The sequence below is a fragment of the Bacillus cereus group sp. BfR-BA-01355 genome (genome assembly GCF_022663675.1).
GTDB lineage: Bacteria > Bacillota > Bacilli > Bacillales > Bacillaceae_G > Bacillus_A > Bacillus_A thuringiensis_S.
Map to the genome: position 1 here is coordinate 41,132 of NZ_JAKUFY010000029.1, position 19,162 is coordinate 60,293.

Genomic DNA, 19,162 nt, shown 5'->3' on the forward strand with positions numbered 1-19,162 from the left:
GTCTTTTGTTATTCATTAGAAAAAGGTTGAAACTAGGGAGAGATGGTACTTTGAAAGAAACGAGAGGAAATGGTTTAGCTTTATTACCACTTGGGATATTTTTGGCGCTATTTATTGGTTCTGGAATTATTACAGGTGATTTCTATAAATTGCCGATACTTGTAGCGATTTCAATTGCTGTAGGAGTTGCTTTAGTGATGAATCGTAAAGAAAGTTTTAATGTGAAAGTAGAGCGGTTCGCTAAAGGTGCAGGAAATCCAGATATTATGATTATGGTATTAATTTTTGTGCTTGCTGGTGCATTTTCTGAAACTGCTAAAGGAATGGGCGGGGTAGACTCAACTGTTAATTTAGCGTTAACTATTTTACCGCCAGGATTTATCGTAGCTGGAATCTTTGTTATTGGTGCATTTATTTCATTAGCTATGGGGACTTCAATGGGAACAATTGCAGCGTTAGCACCAATTGCTGTAGGTATTAGTGGTCAAACTGATATCTCAATTGCGCTTACGATGGCTACTGTTGTTGGCGGAGCGATGTTTGGTGATAATTTATCATTTATTTCAGATACAACAATCGCAGCTGTTCGTTCACAAGGAACAGAAATGAAAGATAAGTTTAAAACGAACTTTTTAATTGTATTACCAGCGGCTATTATTACAATTGTACTATTAGTAATAGTTACTTCAGGAAGTGATACGCAGGTTAAAGCGCATAGCTTTGATTGGATAAAGATTTTACCGTACGCAGGAGTACTTATTACAGCTCTACTTGGCTGGAATGTACTTATCGTATTAACTGGTGGAACTGTACTATCTGGTGTTATCGGTCTTATAGATGGAAGTTACACGTTAGAAAGTTTCTTTAAAAGTGTAACGACTGGAATGGGCGGTATGATGGAGTTAGTATTACTTGCTATATTAATTGGCGGTATGGTTGAATTAATCCAATATAATGGTGGTATTCAATATTTAATGAATGTATTAACACGTAATATTCGTTCGAAAAAAGGAGCGGAATTTGGTATTGCTGGTTTAGTGAGTATGACGAATATGTGTACAGCAAATAATACGATTTCGATTATTTTTACAGGCCCGCTTGCAAAAAATATTGCGGATCAATATGAAATAGATCCTCGTAAATCAGCGAGTGTATTAGATCTTTTCTCATGTTGTGTGCAAGGGTTGATCCCGTACGGTGCCCAAATGTTAACGGCAGCAGGATTTGCAGCGTTATCTCCGGTTGAATTGTTACCATATGCATTTTATCCAATTTTAGTTGGAGTATGTGGGATTGTTTCTATTTTAATTGGGTTTCCAAGGTTTTCGAAAGTAGCTGAGAAAAAAAAGTATCATAAAACAGCTTAATCTAATATGAACGTTAGTAATTAAAAAACGTGCAGAGAATAGACTCTGCACGTTTTTTTGCGTAAAGGGCTGAATATGACTCGGTCTTAAGTCTGAGTTAAAAACGGTTCTTAAGCTCGTTATGGAAAGATGAAAAAATAGTTAAGATAAGAGTATCAAATCGAAGGGAGGCAAGCACAAGATGAAACAATTTCTAGCGTTTATCGCAGCCGGTATTTTGGCTTTAATTGCTCTTGGTAGTCTTGCTGGTATTGTAGGATTCGCAATCGGAGCAGGAGTTGTATATTGGAGCTATAAATCATTTGTGCGAGCTAAATCATTTTTTGGAAAGTTAGCTTGGGGTATTGTTGGTTTAATCGGTTTATCCATTGCACTTTCTCATTCACCAGCATTAATCGGTATCGCTGCTTTAGTGGTTTTATACTACGGATACCGTGAGTGGAAAAAAGAAAAAGATGTAGTTGTTGAATCTGCTCCAGAAAGTTCTAAACCATATAGCAACTTTGAAGATGAGTGGAACAAATTAATGAAAAACTAAAACAATAAATCAAATTATAATTAAAGTAGAAGAGAGGAAGATTTATAATGAAACAATCTTTATTCGGACGTGTACGCGATGCAATTTTAGCTGATTTTCATAACGTGTTAGATGAGAAGGAAAGAAAAAATCCAATTGCGATGTTAAACCAATATTTACGTGATAGTGAGCGTGAAATAACAAAAATTGAGAAGTTAATTGAGCGTCATAAAACATTAAAATCTAACTTCGCTCGTGAGCTTGAGCAAGCACGTTATTTCGTTAATAAAAGATCAAAGCAAGCTATCGTTGCTCAAGAAGCAGGCGAATTACAATTGCACGAACGTGCGTTAGAAGAGGTAGCTTATTATGAAGGGCAAGTAACTCGATTAGAAGAAATGTATGCAGGTGTTGTAGAGCAAATTGATGAGTTAGAGCGTCGTCTTTCTGAAATGAAAAATAAATTAAAAGAAATGCACGCAAAGCGTATGGAACTAATGGCACGTGAAAATATGGCACATGCAAATCGTCGGATGAATACTGCGATGCATAAAATGGATGAAAATAATCCGTTCTTACGATTTGAAGAAATTGAAGATCACATTCGTGACTTAGAAACTCGTATGAATGAAGGGCATGAGCGTGACACATTTGATATGAAAATTGCAAAACTTGAGCGTGAAATGAAAGAAAAGAATGATGTATCGTTAACGAAAGAGTTAACAAAATAATAGTAGTATATTATAAAACAGGCTTATGATATAGTGATAGGAGAAAAGGTGTTGGAAAGCAATGCCTTTTCTTCTATGTATATGTGACAAGAAGGGGGGGAGCTGAAGTGAAGAAACATTTTTCAAAGACACAATTAATGGGGATGCTCCTCATCATATTTGGGTTCGGTCTTTTTCTTGATATGATACTTGGACATTTTGAACCAGGTGGTCTCATTTTTGCATTTATTATGCTTATGTTTGGAAGGCATTATCGTAAAAAGAATCGTTATGTACGGGGGAATGTATTTTTATTTGTTGGTGGTATCGTATTTTTATTTTTCTTATTTTCATCAGCAGCATTTGTTCTTGTCGTATTTGCTTGTTTAGCTTTAATTGGTTATCAATTGATTCAACAAGGACATCAGCAAAAAGCAATGAAGGTTGAAATTAAAGAAAAAGGGATTATAGACGAAGAGAAGCAAATATATCGTACAGAACCATATTTGAAAAATATGTTTGTAGGCAATGTACGAATGATGGATCATATTTATGAACTTGAGGATATTAATGTTCAATATGGTGCTTGTGATGTGGAAATAGATTTAACAACTGCTATGATTCCAGAAGGAGAAACAGTAATTGTTATTCGAGGTGTCGTTGGTAATATTCGTTTATATGTGCCATATGATATTGAACTTTCTTTAAATCACTCTGTTATTGTCGGCCGTGTGCTCTTGCCAGGTCATGAAGAGACAGGGTTTAACCGCAATGTTACATTTAGAACAGAGCAGTATAAAGAGGCTCCTCGTCGTATTAAAATTATTTCTTCGCTTGTCGTAGGCGACACGGAAGTGAGGAAAGTATAATGAAGAAACAAAAAAATATTTCGTGGATGTATATTCGTTATTCTATGTTGTCCTCTGTTAGTATCGCACTCATTTGTACAATTGTATATGTATGGAAAAGCGAGCAACAAGTGTATGATTTATTATGGAAGGAATCCATCGCTTCTGTTCCAATTGGCTTGTTTATTATGACTACAAGTTTACTTATCGGGGGAATTGTAGGATATGCAATCGGTTACTATATAGAGCAGCGTATACAAGGATTAAATACTTTTCTATTTGAAGTAGAGCGAGGGAATTTTCCGAGTGATGTTTCGTTTACTGCGGATGATGAATTTCATGAAGTGGAGCGAAAAGTAATCGTTCTGGCTCGTCGATTAGAGGAGCAAGCTGGACTCTTTCAAAAAGTAACGAATGAACGAGCTCATTGGAATGAAGAGATGAGACAAGAAGCGATTTCTCAAGAAAGGCATCGCTTAGCAAGGGAGTTGCATGATTCAGTAAGTCAGCAGCTTTTCGCAATGTCGATGATGATGTCAGCGATTAATGAACAAATAACTGAATTTCCAGATGTGACAAAAAAACAATTACAACTTGTTGAAAATATGGTTGTAAATGCTCAATCAGAAATGAGAGCATTGCTCCTTCATTTACGTCCTGTACAATTGGAAGGTAAGAAACTGACAGAAGGTATAGAGGAATTATTAACGGAATTATCGCGAAAACAACATATGAAAATTGAATGGCTTATTGAGCCAATAGAATTAAAAAAAGGTGTAGAAGATCATTTATTCCGTATTGTGCAAGAAGCGCTATCAAATACGTTGCGACACGCGAAGGCAAAGAAAACAGAAGTGCGCCTTCGAAAAATTGATCAATATGCGATTTTAAAAATCATTGATGACGGTGTTGGGTTTGAAGTAGGCGTTAATAAAGCCGGTTCCTATGGCTTAAGATCGATGCAAGAGCGTGTTCATGAAATTGGTGGGACACTCAAGGTACTGAGTTTCCCGGCCAAAGGTACACAAATAGAAGTGAAAGTACCGATTATGCTTGAGAGAGGGGGAGAAGTATGATAAAAGTATTGCTTGTCGATGATCATGAAATGGTTCGTATGGGTGTATCGGCATATTTATCTACACAACCAGATATTGAAGTGGTCGGGGAAGCTGAAAATGGAAAAAAAGGATCAGAATTAGCACTGCAATTAAGACCGGATATTATTTTAATGGACCTTGTTATGGATGAGATGGATGGTGTCGAAGCAACACGTGCTATTATTCAAGAATGGCCAGAAGCAAAAATTGTAGTTGTAACAAGCTTTTTAGATGACGAAAAATTGTATCCTGTTATTGAGGCTGGGGCGACTAGTTATTTATTAAAAACATCAAGAGCAAGTGATATAGCGGACGCTGTACGAGCTACTTATGATGGGGAAACGGTATTAGAGCCGAAAGTTACCGGGAAAATGATGTCCCGTATGCGTCAAAAGAAAGAGCAACCTTTGCATGAGGAGTTAACAGAAAGAGAGTCTGAAATTTTGTTATTAATTGCAGAGGGGAAAAGTAATCAAGAGATTGCAGATGAATTGTTTATTGCCCTCAAAACAGTAAAGACACATGTGAGTAATATATTAAATAAACTAAATGTAAGTGACCGGACACAGGCGGTTATTTATGCATTTAGACATCAATTAACGAAATGATAAAGTGCAACTTTAATCAGTGGGGGACTATCCCCATTGATTATTAGTTTGCATCAAATCTTTTTATTGACGCTAATAAATGTAAGCGTTATCATTAAGTTGTTAACAGTACATACAAAGGGGAGAATGTATATGTTAGTTCAAACTATATTCGGAATGGATAAGTCTAAAAAATTAGGGGATTATGTGAACGCATTACAAGCGCTTTGTGAACAATATAATGTTGAAACAGATAAAATTGCGATTATTGAGGCAACAGAGGAATACTATTTATTTTTAGTAAAGCAAGAAGACTGCTATGATGTTGTTAAGGTAGAAACAGTTGATACGAATATTGAATATTATACGAAAGCGTATAAAATAAGTAGTTTTAATCATACTGCTTATCAAATGTAAAAAAACTCCCTTTCGGGAGTTTTTTTAGGATGCTTTTGCGTCGGTTATTAAGGGAACTTTTTTAGCACCGCTTAGTTTAGCGATAGTAAATCCGATAAGTGCTCCGGCTAATGCTGGTAATAGCCAGCCTATTCCTTCATTATATAAAGGAATAAATTCAAAGTTGGACGTGATAAACGAGACTGGAATACCGCCTTGTTTTAATCCATCAAATACGCTCACAACTGCTGCTCCGATTAAAGCACCTACATAAACAGAGCGATATCCACCGAAGTATTTATGAAGTAACGATAGTAGTACGAGTACAATCGCAATTGGATATACAACAAGTAGAATTGGAACAGAGATTGCGATAATTTTTGTTAAACCTAAGTTGGCAACTAATAATCCTAATGCGCAAATGATACTCGCGAACGTTTTGTATGAAAATGTAGTCAATAATGTTGAAAAATATTGGCTGCACGCAGATACGAGTCCAACGCATGTCGTTAAACAAGCGAGTGTAACGATAAGAGATAATAGGAGCAAACCGTATGGGCCGAATAATTGTTGTACGATAACAGTAAGTAGCTGTCCACCATTTTTTGCATATCCGAGAGAGACACTAGTTGTCCCAAGCCAGCCGAGTGCACCATATACAAGTACGAGTCCTGTAGCGGCAATAAGCCCTGCTTTTGCTGTGGCGATGGCAATGGACTTACGATCATTCACACCTTTAGAGCGAATTGCATTTACAACGATAATTCCAAATGCAAGTGCTGAAATGGTGTCCATTGTTAAGTACCCTTCCATAAAGCCTTTGAAGATTGGAGAAGTTTGATACTCTTGCATAGCTGGTCCTGATTGTCCAAGTGGTGTAAAGACAATTTTAACAAACAATAAGAAAATTGAGAGTAATAAAATAGGTGTTAATATATTTCCAATACGATCGACAAGTTTAGATGGATTTAAACTCAGCCAAAATACGATAGTAAAGAATATGATTGTATATACAAATAGCACTAGGCTGCTAGAGCGGATTGTTTCTGGTAAGAAAGAATTAACACCCATTTCATAAGCAACATTTGCAACACGTGGGATGCCCATGGATGGACCGATGGCAATGTATACAACTACCGTAAAGAAAATTCCGAATAATGGATGAACATGACTTGTAAGTTGCTGCATTCCATTTCCTGATAGAGAAATTGCGATAACAGTAAGTAGTGGTAAGCCAACTCCTGTTAGTAAAAATCCAATCATTGCGGGCCAAAAGTTTTCACCTGCGTTTTGGCCAAGCATGGGAGGGAAAATTAAATTACCTGCCCCAAAAAATAAAGAAAATAGCATAAGACCCGTGAAAAAAATATGTTTTTTTGATACAGTGTTCATTGTTTTTCCTCCTTTTTTAAATTCATTTGTAAGAACACAAAAAACTCGTCCCTAAAGAAAGGGACGAGTTATATTTACCCGCGATACCACCCTAATTTACACATGTAGAAATAAATCTATATGTATACGGCTTTGCAACGTACAACATGATACGTGTTCCTTGTAACGGGGGACGGCCGGTAAGAACTTACTGTAACATTCGGTTCTACTTCTCGGAGATGATTTTCGGTTACGCACTGAACGTTGGCTTTCAGCAAATCGCCAACTCTCTGGGGAACAGTTCTATAACGTACTCGTTCTCGTCAATGAATTTTTATTCAAGTATTCTGACAGTATTGTTGCATGTTTTTTTTAGAAAGTCAATATGTTTTTTGAAAGATATATTTATATACGGAAATATCGAAAGTAATATTCGTTGTTGCAAAAGGAATAATGAATTGTAAAATGGGAGTAAAAATTTGTGGAGAATTGTAAAATTTATAGAGAAAGTTGATATTTATAGGAGTAAAGAAGGGATTATTTGAATTTACAGAGAATATTACAACAATCCACTTGCTGGAAAGAACAAACCAAAAGAGGTGACTGAAATGCTTGCGATGGGAGTATTATTTGGCATTATTGCTATAATTGGTTTTATGTGGTTATATTATTCGCGTTCGTTTAAACAAGCAGAAGTTTTACTCTTTCAAAAAGGTAGTTTGTTGACAAATCAGTCTAGATATTTAGTATGTCCGAAGTGTGGAAGTGCACAGGCCAGAAGTGGAGGATATCAAGAGTGTTGCAAAATTAGATTATGAAAGAAAGGAAGCCTCACATTATTTTGTGAGGCTTCCTTCCTTACAACTTCATGGCGCTCCAAATTGTCCATCGATCTCTTTCAATAATAGGAGAGACGTTTTGTAATGTGGTCTGTATATGTTGTAGAAGTTGAGAAAGTTCATCATCTGTTAACTCATATAGAATGGATCGACCTGTTCGAGGAGATAAATCTTGTAGCAATGCTTCTACAGAATCATGTATTTTTCGTACTTCCCATTGTGTTTGTGTGGGAAGCACGTGAAGAGAATGTTTTTGTAATTCTTTCTGTATCGTGTTGGTTTTTGGACGTCTTTTTGACTCTATTTCAATGAGTTTTGGAAATATAGAGAAAAAATATCCACGAATGTGTTCGGGACTTCCTGGAACTGTACAATCTTCAATCGTTCGATCTTGTAAAATAAGTACACCGTTTTTATTTAATATACGAGAAGCTTCACATAAAAATGTAGGAATGTCTTGTAAATGATGAATAACTGCGCGCGAAATAACTATGTCGAATGTTTCGTTAGGGTATGGGATATTATGTGCATCACCGTGGATGAAAGAAATATTTGGGAAATTGTTGCAATTTTCTTTTGCAGCTTGTAATATTTCTTTTGAAAAATCAAGTCCCACAACATTTTTGGCTCCCATAAGAGCGAGTTCTTTCGTATAAATCCCGCCACCGCAGCCAATATCAATTATTTGCTTGTTTTGTATGTCTGTAATGTTTTTTACCATTTCAGCCCAAGAAATATGAGCGTTTCTTGTTGCGTATGTGTATTTATTATTTGCATCATGAAAATTAATGGACATGATAAAGACCTCCTTTCAATGATTAGTATAACTTATTTAATAGGATGTCACGTTTTTGTTTTATGTATGAAGATTATAAGAATTTCTTATCGTAAAAGGAGGATTAATTTGAAAGGGAAATATGTATTGTTGTTATTTGTTATGTTACTAGCAGCTTGTGGTCAAGCTGAGCAAAAACAAGAAACAAAAAAAGTAGAAGAGACGGTGAATGAAGTGAAAGAAACAATAGGGGTAACCGTTATACAAAAAAAACATAAAGAGAAAAAGTTGCAGGAATCAGAAGCGAAGTTAGTAATAGACATTTTGGATAAAGCTGAGAAACAAGAAATAACCGGAAGCTTCGGTGAACCTGAATATGAAATACAAATTAGTAGAGAGGGGAAAAAAGAAACTTATTATGCATGGTTAAGGGGAGAAGATAGACGAGGATGGGTGCAATATAAGAAAGTTATGTATATGTTGAATGAAAAAGATACGGAAAAGCTTTTGGCTATATTTCCAAATGTTTCAGAACAAAAAGAAGAAGAGATGCAGGTAGGTCCTTTAACGGAGGTAACAAAAAAAGATTTGCAGATTACCGCGTTTCATATTAAAGCAGGCGATCAAAACGTGAATTATATGGTACGGTATACGATTTCACAATCACTATACAACAAGTTAGTGAAGGAACAAGAATATTATTTGCAACTCACTTTCCCAGAAAAAGTTCAAAAATTAATTGGAGCAAAAGAGAGTGAAATGATTTTAGGTGAAAAAGTAAAGGAAGGGTATAAGCAATATGAATTGCATGCTACTGTGCAGGTAAAAGGCGCTTCAGAATCACAATTAAAATCATTAGAAACATATTACGAAAAGTATGATTTTAAAATATTAAACAGTGAAAAAGAAAAAATAGGTGTGTTTCAAAATATAATTCAAATCGTTAAAGAGTATGGTGAAAAAATGAATTTCCAAAGATAAAGTGAGAATTTAATCGGCGGAGGCTGCTCATTTCTCATTGATTAATAGTCTTTGCCAATTCGGCGTTGACTCTCACTTAACTTCTTTGTTTCAACTGAATTTTGGGGTAAGGCCCTTATTGGCTGTAACTGAATTGTAAATTCTATATAGCCTTTCCTAGGAAATGATAATAGAGAGGGGAGAAGAACACCCTCTCTATTATTTTGCTTTTGCAGATGGCTCATTCATTGATTTTCGTGTAATAAGAAATGAAATCATAAGAGCGGAAAGAATGATAAGAGTGATAAGTAAGTGATTTGGCAACCAATCTAATAATAATACATAGCTCACTGTATAAAAAATAAGAGTTGAAGCTAAAAATGATAAAACACTTATTATGAGAGATTGTAAATTCATTCGTATATACCTCCTTTATTTATATTTTTGGCTAAAAATGGATTAAATAAACATTATTTCTAACAATAGAAAAAAATATGTCATAATAAAGAGGAGAATAATTTTTGATGAGCTTGTATGACTCGTTACAGGGGGTTAAAGGAGAGAGATGAAAAATAATAAAAAAGGATTATGGGGAATTATTGTTGCCATAGGATTATTTTTACTGTCTAAGTTAAAGTGGGTATTTGCAATTTTTAAATTAGCAAAGTTTTCAACGGTATTTAGTATGTTTCTATCGCTTGGCGCATACGCAGTTCTATATGGTTGGAAATTTGGGGTGGCGCTCATTTATTTGTTGTTTGTTCATGAAATGGGCCATTTATGGGCTGCGAAAAGAAAAGGGATTCCAACATCGCCAGCAATCTTTATCCCATTTATGGGGGCTCTTATTGGAATGAAAGAGATGCCGAAAAATGCAAAAGATGAAGCTTACATTGCCTATATGGGTCCGCTTTTCGGGCTTCTGTCATATTTACCCGCGATACCGCTTTACATAATGACGAAAGAACCATTTTGGGCGCTTGTTATTTTGCTTGGAAGTATGATTAATTTCTTTAATTTAATTCCCGTTTCGCCGCTAGATGGTGGGCGAATTATTTCAGTTGTCAGCACTAAAATTTGGGGAGCAGGCCTTATTTTATTACTTGGCTATTCAATTTACTTTAAAAGTATTTTGGGAGGATTTATTGTTATTATCGGTTGTATGGAATTATATAGAGTGATAAAGAGAGATGAGCCGATTAAGGAATTAGGGCATAAAATTGATGGGATGAAAGAATATGTTGCTAGGATTGAAGAGGAATTAAAAGAAACGGGTGCTGTACATCGGACTATATACATGATGCATCATGAGATGAATGCATTAAGACAAAGAGAACGGGAAAAAGAGTTACAAATAGGTGAACTTCAAAAAATGGAAGTGTTAGAGTATCTTTTACCGAAGTTCGAACCGTTAGATTATGTTCCATATGAAGATGAAAAAGATGAGTATACAATTCACATAAGGGAAGCATTTGAAGCGTCAGAAAGAAAATTAAATAAATGGAAAATAGAAAAAGAACAACAAGAAAACTATTATAAAGTGGATGCGAAAACGAAATGGACAGTATTTGCTTGTTATATCGGATTAATGGCTATACTCGGTTACACAGCTTATGAAGGATATATTGTTTTACAAGAACATTTGCCAACGAGAAATGTATAGAAAAATATTGTCGAAATGATAGGAAGAATTTATACAGGAAGTATATTTCTACGAGAGAATGTTACAAGTATAGCCATACATTATAATATCTTTAGTAGAGAAGGAGTTCTGTATATGAAGAAATTGCTACGTGTATTCGGGATTATTATCGTAATGATCATCGCGAGTTATAGTCTTATGAAAGTGCTGTTACATTATGCGAATAAGCCTGCTGAGGTAAATACAATAGCTCAAGTAGAAGATGTGCAAGAAGAGACAAAAGTGCTAGATTTTATTCGAATGACACATGAAAGCTATAATAATTTCTTAAATTACGGTAAAGCAGAGAATTATACAGACGGGGATTGGAATCAATTTAAGCAATGGTTTCAACAACAAGAACCATCTTTAAAAAATATACATACGGAAATAAAGAATGAAAAAATAAAACGCGATGTAAATAGAAGCTATGAAATTGTAAAAAAAGGTGTGGAACTTCAAAATATTGAGTATGTAGTGTATGCCCACCGTGTATATCATGACTTGGATATTATCGTAAATAAATATAGGTGGGAAACGAATATCTGGGGGTATACAGAGTTTGGCGAGGGGAAAGATATAAAAGTAATTGAACAAGCTATACAAACAAAATAATAAGCTAGCTAGAATTCTAGTTAGCTTATTTTCTTTTGTAAGTACAATGTTCATATATTATTCACAAAAACAACGTGTTAATAGTGATTAAAATCACAATCTGCATTATAAGATTCAGTTAAACTAAAAACAGTTAAGGAAATAGAGGAGTGGGATACAATGTTAAGTGCAAAAACAATTGAAATCGTAAAGTCAACAGTACCATTATTACAAGAAAAAGGCGTTGAAATTACAACGAGATTTTATGAAATTTTATTTTCAGAACATCCGGAGTTATTGAATATTTTCAACCATACGAATCAGAAAAAGGGAAGACAACAACAAGCGTTAGCGAATGCTGTTTATGCAGCTGCAACGTACATTGATAATTTAGAAGCAATTATTCCAGTTGTAAAACAAATTGGTCATAAGCATAGAAGTTTAGGTATTAAAGCTGAGCATTATCCGATTGTAGGTACATGTTTACTACGTGCCATTAAAGAGGTCGCAGGTGCACCTGATGAAGTTTTAAATGCATGGGGAGAAGCATATGGTGTCATTGCTGATGCATTTATTAGCATTGAAGCAGAGATGTATGAAGAAGCTGCACATAAAGAAGGTGGATGGAAAGACTTCCGTAACTTTGTGATTGTTAAAAAAGTGAAGGAAAGCGATGTTATTACGTCATTTTATTTGAAACCTGAAGATGGAGGGAAAGTTTCTTCATTCATCCCAGGTCAATATGTAACGGTTCAAATCAATATTGAAGGTGAGACATATACACATAATCGTCAATACAGTTTATCCGATGCACCTGGGAAAGAATATTATCGTATTAGTGTAAAGAAAGAAAAAGGTGTAGATACACCAGACGGTAAAGTGTCTAATTACTTACATGAACATGTAAAAGAAGGAGATGTTTTACCAGTAAGTGCACCAGCGGGAGATTTCGTGTTAAATATGGATTCAACATTACCAGTTGTACTAATTAGTGGTGGCGTAGGGATTACACCGATGATGAGTATGTTAAATACGTTAATTGAACAAGATTCAAAACGTAATGTATATTTTATTCATGCAGCAATAAATAGTAATACACATGCAATGAAAGAACACGTTAAGGCAGTAGAAAATGAATATGAACAAGTTAAAGCATATACTTGTTATTCTGCACCGACTGAAAAAGATTTAGAAATGAAGAACTTTGATAAAGAAGGTTTCGTTGAAAGCGAATGGTTAAAAACTATTATTCAGACAACTGAAGCAGAATTTTATTTCTGTGGTCCAGTAGCATTTATGAAGCATATAAATGCTGCACTAACTGATTTAGGTGTGAAACAAGAGCATATTCATTATGAATTTTTCGGCCCAGCAACAAGCTTACAATAAGACAGATGAGAATAAACAAAAAAACGAGGTATTTATTTTACCTCGTTTTTTATTTGTTCTCGTAATAAACGGTTAACTGTTTCACGGCGTATGCCTATCAGTTGACCAATTTCAGTTTGTGTTAATATTTCATATATAGGAATGTCACCTAAATATAATGTGAACCATTCTTGTAAACGATGAAGACGTTCTTTCGGAGAGACAGTTGTCAATTGATCAATTCGTTGTTGCATCATTCTTAATTTAGATTGCAATTGCATAGCGATGTTGGCATACGATTCGGGATTTGCTTGAAGTCTCTCGTACCATTCACTACTAGTGATCGGTTCCACTTCTGTCTTTATTAAAGCGATAGCTGTACCGTGATATTCTTTCGGTGAAATTAAAGAATGATGAGGTATCGTTTCACCTGGAACGATAATGTTGAATAAAAATGGTGTTCCGTCTTCTTCTAGCCGAACTACTTTTAATAAGCCTGTTTTTATAAAGTATAAAGGACCGTCCTCGCCTTGACGGAATAGTACATCTCCTTTGTGTAGAATCAATGTTAGCCCCCCATTAATATGTTTCTATTTCTTCTATTTTAGCGTATATGTATATAGACAATATGCTATTTCAACAGCAATTTCATTGACGAAATGTATGCTATTACAGTAGTATACTATTTAGTGTGTAATAGTACTAGCAATGAATACGCTGTAGGGGGTTTAGTATATTGTTAGATGCGATAAGAATGACGGATATGAGAATTCCGGCGAATGCTATCATTCATGTAGAAGAGATGAAAGGTGGAGTCGTTTTATCCGTTGAAGTAGACGGCCAAATTATTTATACGATGGCTTATGATGAAGAAACAGATAGTTATGCTGAATTATATGATCGAAACGATAAGAGGGCGTGCCAAGTACATGAAGACTTTATGGGATGGTCACTTCTTCACTAAAAAAGATGTCAATATGACATCTTTTTTTATTAAATCGATAGAATATACAAAGAAATGAAATATAAGGATAAAATTTGTAATAATTGATTTTGCATTGTTAGCACTCTGTAACTGCAAGTGAACTATTTTTTCGCTATCATAAAGATAACAGTCGCAGTTATAGGAGTGGTCAACTTGAAGAAAGTACATATTTCAAATTATATGTTATTAAGTGCTTGTTTAATTTTATTTGTTCTCCTCGGAGGATTTTTATATTCATGTGTATAAGAAAAACGCATTCTAAAAAGAATACGTTATAAAAGGGAAATAATGATTAATCTAGTTCCAAGAATAATTAACGTAATACGTAATAAATTAATTACGGCGTTACCACTCAGTTTTGTATTAATGTAAGCCCCGATTTTTCCGCCGATCCATGCACCAGGAATAAGGATTAATGCATAAATCCAGCTGACATTTCCAAGTGAGATGTGAGTTGCAGAACTTACAATTGCTGATAGAAATACGATGAACATTGAAGTTGCTACTGCAATATGTGCTGGGAATGCAAAAAGAAGCATCATTGCTGGAACAAGTAAGGCACCGCCACCAATTCCAAATAACCCAGATATAAACCCAACTATAAAGGCGATAAAGATAGCAAGAAACGGTGGGAATTGGTAGTGTACAGCATTTCCATCATTATCTGTAAAAGAACGCTTAATTACAGACGTATTTGAGAGGGAAAGAGGTTTTAATTTGTCTCGAAGCATAAGTAGAATTGAGACGAATATAAGGAAAATCCCAAAGTATAAAGAAAATGTGTCTTGGTTTAAAAATTTATTTGCCCATGATCCGATAATACCACCAGGACCGCTTCCGATAAATAAAATAAGTCCACTTTTATAATCCACTCGCTTATGCTTCATGTAAGTAAGGGTAGAAGATAGTCCTGTGAAAACGACTGTTACCATAGAAGTCCCTACTGCAAGTTGTGGTGATAAACTGTGTAATCCAATTAATAACGGAACAATAATAATTCCGCCTCCAAGCCCAACTAGGCTGCCGACTGTCCCGGCGATTAGTCCGATGAAAAGTAACATGATGTATTCCAAAATTGCCAACTCCTCTAAATAACTTATCCACCAATTATTATACACGCTTTTTAATGAGAAATAGGCTTGTTCACAAAAAAGTCGTCTTCCTAGAAAAATAAGGAAGACGACTTTTGATTAGAAAACAAAATGTAATAGGTAGTAAAACAGAGCAGCTAAAGAAGCTGAAATAGGAAGTGTAATAACCCATGTAATTAACATACGTTTTGCAGTTCCCCATTTTACCCCCTTCACACGGTGAGAAGCACCAACCCCTAAAATAGAAGAAGAGATAACGTGCGTCGTACTAACCGGTAAGTGAATGAATGTTGCACCGAAAATAACAAGTGATGATGATAAATCGGCAGCTACACCATTTACAGGACGAATTTTCATAATTTGTCCACCGACAGTTTTAATAATTTTCCATCCACCGACAGAAGTACCAAGTCCCATTGCGATAGCACAAGATAATTGTACCCAGAACGGGATATCGCTAGAAGTATGATAGTTATTAGCCATAAGAGCCATCGTAATGATTCCCATTGCTTTTTGTGCATCATTCGTACCGTGTGTATAGGCTTGTAATGCTGCAGTGAAAATCTGGAATATACGGAAGTTTTTATTCGTTTTCGTTAAGTTAAAGTTTTTAAAGACCACTTTAAAAATACTGTAAACGATATAACCAATAACGAAAGCGATAATTGGTGAAATGATTAAAGCTTCAAGAATTTTAATGAATCCTTTAAGGTTTAATGAGCTAATACCAGCAGCAGCAATGGCTGCACCTGCGATTGAGCCAATAATTGCATGCGAAGAACTACTTGGGATACCGTAGTACCAAGTAATTAAGTTCCATGCTATCGCCGCAAGCAAAGCAGCTAAAATTACAAGAGAACCATTTTGTAAAGCAAATGGGTCAACGATATCTTTTGTAATCGTTTTTGCTACACCTGTAAATGTCATTGCACCTAAAAAGTTCATAATAGCTGCCATAATAATTGCATGTCTAGGCTTTAGAGCTTTCGTTGAAACAGCCGTTGCAATAGCGTTTGCTGTATCGTGAAATCCATTGATAAAGTCAAAAGCTAAAGCGCAAATGACTACTAAAACGGTCAGTATCAAGAGTGTATCCATGATCAAACTCCTTACGCGTTCTTCATAATAATTGTTTCTAATACGTTTGCAACGCTTTGACAGCTATCAGCTACTTCTTCAAGCTCTTCGTAAATCTCTTTAAATTGAATAATCTTAATCGGATCTTTTTCACGAGAGAATAAGTGCTTAATCGCATGACGACGAATATCATCGCATTGTGATTCGTAATCCTTAATCTTAATCGCGTTCGTACGAATGTCGACTAACTTCTTTTTAGACAGTAGTTCAACAGAGTTTGCAATCTCAATCGCACATTGATTAATTGCTTCCACGAATTTAATCATGTATTCATCAGCTTCTGTAATAGAATACATTTCGAACAGACCAGCACTGTGATCTAATCCGTCTAATACATCATCCATACTCATTGCAAGTTGTAGGATGTCCTCACGTTCAATTGGAGTAATAAACGCTTTGTTTAGCTCCATAATGATTTCGTGAATAAATGAGTCACCTTTTGACTCATACTCTTTCATGCGCATAGAAAACTCTTTTAAATCGCTAGCATTTTTAATTTTATACTCCACGAAAAACTGCGCGCCTTCTTTTAAATTTTCGGAAACATTCATTAACATTTCAGAAAATTTATCTTTTTTTGATTTAAAGACCATTATTGTTACCCCCACAAAAGTAATATATGTAAAATATATTGGCTAATCAATTCTAACAAAAAACTGTCGTTTTTTAAAACATTTTATCGAAAAGTTTACAAAAACTTAACATAACTCTCGTTGTTCTATTAATAATATTAATATCCAATAGTGAATATCTTACTTGTAGAATGTCCTTTTCTTGCAAAAAGTATGAATGTAAAAGAAAAGCTTTACACTATAGGAATGACTACGTTATTATAGTGAATTTAAAAGGCGGTATATTCTTCCTTTTAAAAAGAAGAGTGTAAATAAATGAAGGAAGTGAACGAATGAAATTGAAGAACACTCATTTTAAAAAAATGCTTGAGTGGTTCAATAAGAGGAAGAAACTTCGTAATTCATTAATTGTATTGGGAAGTGTACTCATTACTCTATTTATTGCTATAAATATAATAATATCCATTCAAGACATATCTGAATTAAAACAAGCTGTTCCACAACCGACTTTAATTTATGATGCAAATAATGAGGTCGCAACTAAATTAGCTTCTTCGAAAACAGAAGGTGTTAAAAGAAAAGATATTCCTGATATTATGGTTCAGGCAATTGTTGCAGTAGAAGATAAGGGTTTTTTTAACCATCATGGTATTTATTATAGTGGAATTATAAGTGCAGTTTTTAAAAATATTACAGCAGGAGAAGTTGTAGCAGGGGGAAGTACAATTACACAACAGCTTGCAAAGAATGTATTTCTGACACAAGATCGTACATTTTCTCGTAAAATAAAGGAATACTTTTTAACCAAAAAAATAGAACGTACTTATACAAAAGATGAAATTATTGAAATGTATATGAATCAAATTTATTTTGGGGAAGGTGCTTGGGGAATAAAGAGGGCAGCTAAATCTTATTTTGATAAAGAGGTAAAAGATTTATCAATTTCAGAAGCTGCAACGATTGCAGGTTTAATTAAAGCGCCGTCTGCGTATTCTCCTTATAAAAACTTTAATAAATCAATTGAACGACGTAATGTCGTATTAAGTTTAATGAAGGAACAAGGATATATTTCTGAAGAGCAATACAATAAAGAAAAAGAGTCAGGCCTTGTATTAAAACGTGGGGTTGATGATAAATACAAAGGTAAATACTCCCAATATGTAGACTATATAGTTAGAGAAGCGATGGATAAGTATGAATTAACACAAAATGAAATTTTAGCAGGTGGTTATCGTATTTATACAGAGCTTGATCCGAAAAAACAACAAGCTGTAGAAGATGTTGTGAATAATGATAGTTATTTCAAAGATAGTGGCTCAGATCAACTTATGCAAACGGGTGTAGTCCTTATAAATCCAAAAACAGGCGGTGTTCCAGCTTTAGTTGGAGGTAGAGGACCATATCAGTTTTTACAATTTAATCATGCTACGCAATTAAAAAGACAGCCAGGTTCAACATTAAAGCCTCTAGCTGTATATGTACCCGCTTTAGAACAAGGGTATGAAGTATACGATATATTAAAAGATGAACCATTTCATATTAAAGAATATGAACCGAAAAATAGTGATCAGGCCTTTCATGGTAATGTGACAATGTATGAAGCGGTAGCAAAGTCGTATAATGTTTCCGCTGTGTGGCTATTAGAACAAATAGGATTAGATAAAGGATTGAAATCTTTAGAGCGATTTGGTATTCCGTTAGTACCAGAAGACCGTACGTATCCAATTGCTTTAGGTGGGATGCATGTAGGGACATCACCATTTGTAATGGCCCAAGCATATAGTACATTTGCTAATGATGGGGTTCAAGTAGAGGCTCATGCAATTAGAGAAGTTCAAAATGCTGAAGGGGAAATAATAGGGAAATGGTATAAGAAAGAGACACGAGTGACGAGTGAGAAAATTGCTCAAAAGATGACGTATTTATTAAAAGGTGTTGTAGAAAAGGGAACAGGTGGAAAAGCAAAAGTTACTAATGTTGATACAGCAGGGAAGACAGGGACTACTCAACTTGTAAATGGCCCGAGCGTAGGGGCAAAGGACTCGTGGTTTGTAGGATACACACCAGATTTAGTAGGTGCAGTTTGGGTAGGATATGACAAAACAGATAGCGAGCATTATGTTCCAGGTGGTAGTCAAATTACAACGACGATGTTCCGGGATATCATGAAAAAAGCAAATGCAAACCCAGCCCAAAAAGCGTTCCAATTGTCGTTAATATCTGAGGCGGACTATAAAAAACAATTGCAAACAATTGAAGAAGAAAAG

The 19,162-nt window shown here is 35.0% G+C and carries 21 protein-coding genes and 1 other annotated feature; of the genes, 14 read left to right on the forward strand and 7 right to left on the reverse strand.

Features of this window, described 5'->3' with window-relative positions; translation table 11 throughout:
- Window positions 1-50: 50 nt before the first annotated feature.
- The 7 genes from MR167_RS12375 to MR167_RS12405 all read left to right on the forward strand — a co-directional run bounded on the left by MR167_RS12375 (window position 51) and on the right by MR167_RS12405 (window position 5,543).
- A complete protein-coding gene (locus MR167_RS12375) occupies window positions 51-1,367 on the forward strand; it encodes a Na+/H+ antiporter NhaC family protein (protein WP_000665498.1) in 1,317 nt (438 codons plus the stop codon).
- Window positions 1,368-1,548: 181 nt separating this feature from the next.
- On the forward strand, window positions 1,549-1,905 hold the full coding sequence (locus tag MR167_RS12380; protein ID WP_000808640.1) for a lmo0954 family membrane protein: 357 nt from the start codon (window positions 1,549-1,551) through the stop codon (window positions 1,903-1,905).
- Window positions 1,906-1,952: 47 nt separating this feature from the next.
- Window positions 1,953-2,615 carry a PspA/IM30 family protein gene (locus MR167_RS12385; protein ID WP_000814131.1) on the forward strand — a complete coding sequence of 221 codons (663 nt, stop codon included), beginning with the start codon at window positions 1,953-1,955 and terminating at the stop codon, window positions 2,613-2,615.
- A gap of 107 nt (window positions 2,616-2,722) precedes the next feature.
- On the forward strand, window positions 2,723-3,463 hold the full coding sequence (liaF, locus tag MR167_RS12390; protein ID WP_000716094.1) for a cell wall-active antibiotics response protein LiaF: 741 nt from the start codon (window positions 2,723-2,725) through the stop codon (window positions 3,461-3,463).
- Entirely contained in the window at window positions 3,463-4,518 is a 1,056-nt protein-coding gene (locus tag MR167_RS12395; RefSeq protein WP_000744327.1) for a sensor histidine kinase, read from the forward strand. Before liaF ends, MR167_RS12395 begins: the two co-directional genes overlap by 1 nt.
- Complete coding sequence (locus tag MR167_RS12400; RefSeq protein WP_000598702.1) at window positions 4,515-5,147, forward strand: response regulator; 633 nt, start codon at window positions 4,515-4,517, stop codon at window positions 5,145-5,147. Before MR167_RS12395 ends, MR167_RS12400 begins: the two co-directional genes overlap by 4 nt.
- A gap of 57 nt (window positions 5,148-5,204) precedes the next feature.
- Window positions 5,205-5,543, forward strand: a complete 339-nt coding sequence (locus MR167_RS12405; RefSeq protein ID WP_118961699.1) for a DUF3922 domain-containing protein — start codon at window positions 5,205-5,207, stop codon at window positions 5,541-5,543.
- Between the two features lie 24 nt (window positions 5,544-5,567).
- Here the strand turns inward: MR167_RS12405 and brnQ3 are convergent, their stop codons facing one another.
- Complete coding sequence (gene brnQ3 / locus MR167_RS12410; protein ID WP_242314751.1) at window positions 5,568-6,914, reverse strand: branched-chain amino acid transport system II carrier protein BrnQ3; 1,347 nt, start codon at window positions 6,912-6,914, stop codon at window positions 5,568-5,570.
- A 56-nt stretch (window positions 6,915-6,970) separates the two neighbouring features.
- Window positions 6,971-7,229: a binding site (T-box leader), on the reverse strand.
- Between the two features lie 272 nt (window positions 7,230-7,501).
- Between brnQ3 and MR167_RS12415 the strand changes: the two genes are divergently transcribed.
- A complete protein-coding gene (locus tag MR167_RS12415) occupies window positions 7,502-7,711 on the forward strand; it encodes a hypothetical protein (RefSeq protein WP_000880630.1) in 210 nt (69 codons plus the stop codon).
- Window positions 7,712-7,751: 40 nt separating this feature from the next.
- Here MR167_RS12415 and MR167_RS12420 read toward each other — a convergent pair whose 3' ends face one another.
- On the reverse strand, window positions 7,752-8,528 hold the full coding sequence (locus MR167_RS12420; protein WP_000026263.1) for a class I SAM-dependent methyltransferase: 777 nt from the start codon (window positions 8,526-8,528) through the stop codon (window positions 7,752-7,754).
- Between the two features lie 108 nt (window positions 8,529-8,636).
- Here MR167_RS12420 and MR167_RS12425 point away from each other — a divergent pair, with 108 nt between their 5' ends.
- Window positions 8,637-9,488 carry a YhfM domain-containing protein gene (locus MR167_RS12425; RefSeq protein WP_242314753.1) on the forward strand — a complete coding sequence of 284 codons (852 nt, stop codon included), beginning with the start codon at window positions 8,637-8,639 and terminating at the stop codon, window positions 9,486-9,488.
- Between the two features lie 198 nt (window positions 9,489-9,686).
- On the opposite strand, the gene MR167_RS12430 is transcribed toward MR167_RS12425, so the two are convergent.
- Window positions 9,687-9,884, reverse strand: coding sequence for a hypothetical protein (locus MR167_RS12430; protein WP_001053359.1), 198 nt, complete (start codon window positions 9,882-9,884; stop codon window positions 9,687-9,689).
- Between the two features lie 148 nt (window positions 9,885-10,032).
- On the opposite strand from MR167_RS12430, the gene MR167_RS12435 reads away from it, so the two are divergent.
- The 3 genes from MR167_RS12435 to hmpA all read left to right on the forward strand — a co-directional run bounded on the left by MR167_RS12435 (window position 10,033) and on the right by hmpA (window position 13,131).
- Window positions 10,033-11,130 carry a site-2 protease family protein gene (locus MR167_RS12435; RefSeq protein ID WP_000794496.1) on the forward strand — a complete coding sequence of 366 codons (1,098 nt, stop codon included), beginning with the start codon at window positions 10,033-10,035 and terminating at the stop codon, window positions 11,128-11,130.
- Window positions 11,131-11,244: 114 nt separating this feature from the next.
- Complete coding sequence (locus MR167_RS12440; RefSeq protein ID WP_242314755.1) at window positions 11,245-11,763, forward strand: hypothetical protein; 519 nt, start codon at window positions 11,245-11,247, stop codon at window positions 11,761-11,763.
- A gap of 159 nt (window positions 11,764-11,922) precedes the next feature.
- Window positions 11,923-13,131: an NO-inducible flavohemoprotein gene (gene hmpA, locus MR167_RS12445; protein WP_000947319.1), complete on the forward strand. Its 1,209-nt coding sequence runs from the start codon at window positions 11,923-11,925 to the stop codon at window positions 13,129-13,131.
- Window positions 13,132-13,163: 32 nt separating this feature from the next.
- Here the strand turns inward: hmpA and MR167_RS12450 are convergent, their stop codons facing one another.
- Window positions 13,164-13,676 carry a Crp/Fnr family transcriptional regulator gene (locus tag MR167_RS12450; protein ID WP_000600585.1) on the reverse strand — a complete coding sequence of 171 codons (513 nt, stop codon included), beginning with the start codon at window positions 13,674-13,676 and terminating at the stop codon, window positions 13,164-13,166.
- A 170-nt stretch (window positions 13,677-13,846) separates the two neighbouring features.
- On the opposite strand from MR167_RS12450, the gene MR167_RS12455 reads away from it, so the two are divergent.
- Complete coding sequence (locus tag MR167_RS12455; protein WP_000882911.1) at window positions 13,847-14,074, forward strand: hypothetical protein; 228 nt, start codon at window positions 13,847-13,849, stop codon at window positions 14,072-14,074.
- A 293-nt stretch (window positions 14,075-14,367) separates the two neighbouring features.
- Here the strand turns inward: MR167_RS12455 and MR167_RS12460 are convergent, their stop codons facing one another.
- From MR167_RS12460 to MR167_RS12470, 3 genes are all read right to left on the reverse strand, one after another.
- On the reverse strand, window positions 14,368-15,168 hold the full coding sequence (locus MR167_RS12460) for a sulfite exporter TauE/SafE family protein (protein ID WP_000455760.1): 801 nt from the start codon (window positions 15,166-15,168) through the stop codon (window positions 14,368-14,370).
- A gap of 117 nt (window positions 15,169-15,285) precedes the next feature.
- A complete protein-coding gene (locus MR167_RS12465) occupies window positions 15,286-16,284 on the reverse strand; it encodes an inorganic phosphate transporter (RefSeq protein ID WP_000380276.1) in 999 nt (332 codons plus the stop codon).
- Window positions 16,285-16,295: 11 nt separating this feature from the next.
- Entirely contained in the window at window positions 16,296-16,916 is a 621-nt protein-coding gene (locus tag MR167_RS12470; RefSeq protein WP_000231445.1) for a DUF47 domain-containing protein, read from the reverse strand.
- Window positions 16,917-17,227: 311 nt separating this feature from the next.
- On the opposite strand from MR167_RS12470, the gene MR167_RS12475 reads away from it, so the two are divergent.
- Window positions 17,228-19,162, forward strand: a 1,935-nt coding sequence (locus MR167_RS12475) for a transglycosylase domain-containing protein (RefSeq protein WP_242314757.1), incomplete at its 3' end; no start/stop codon positions are given.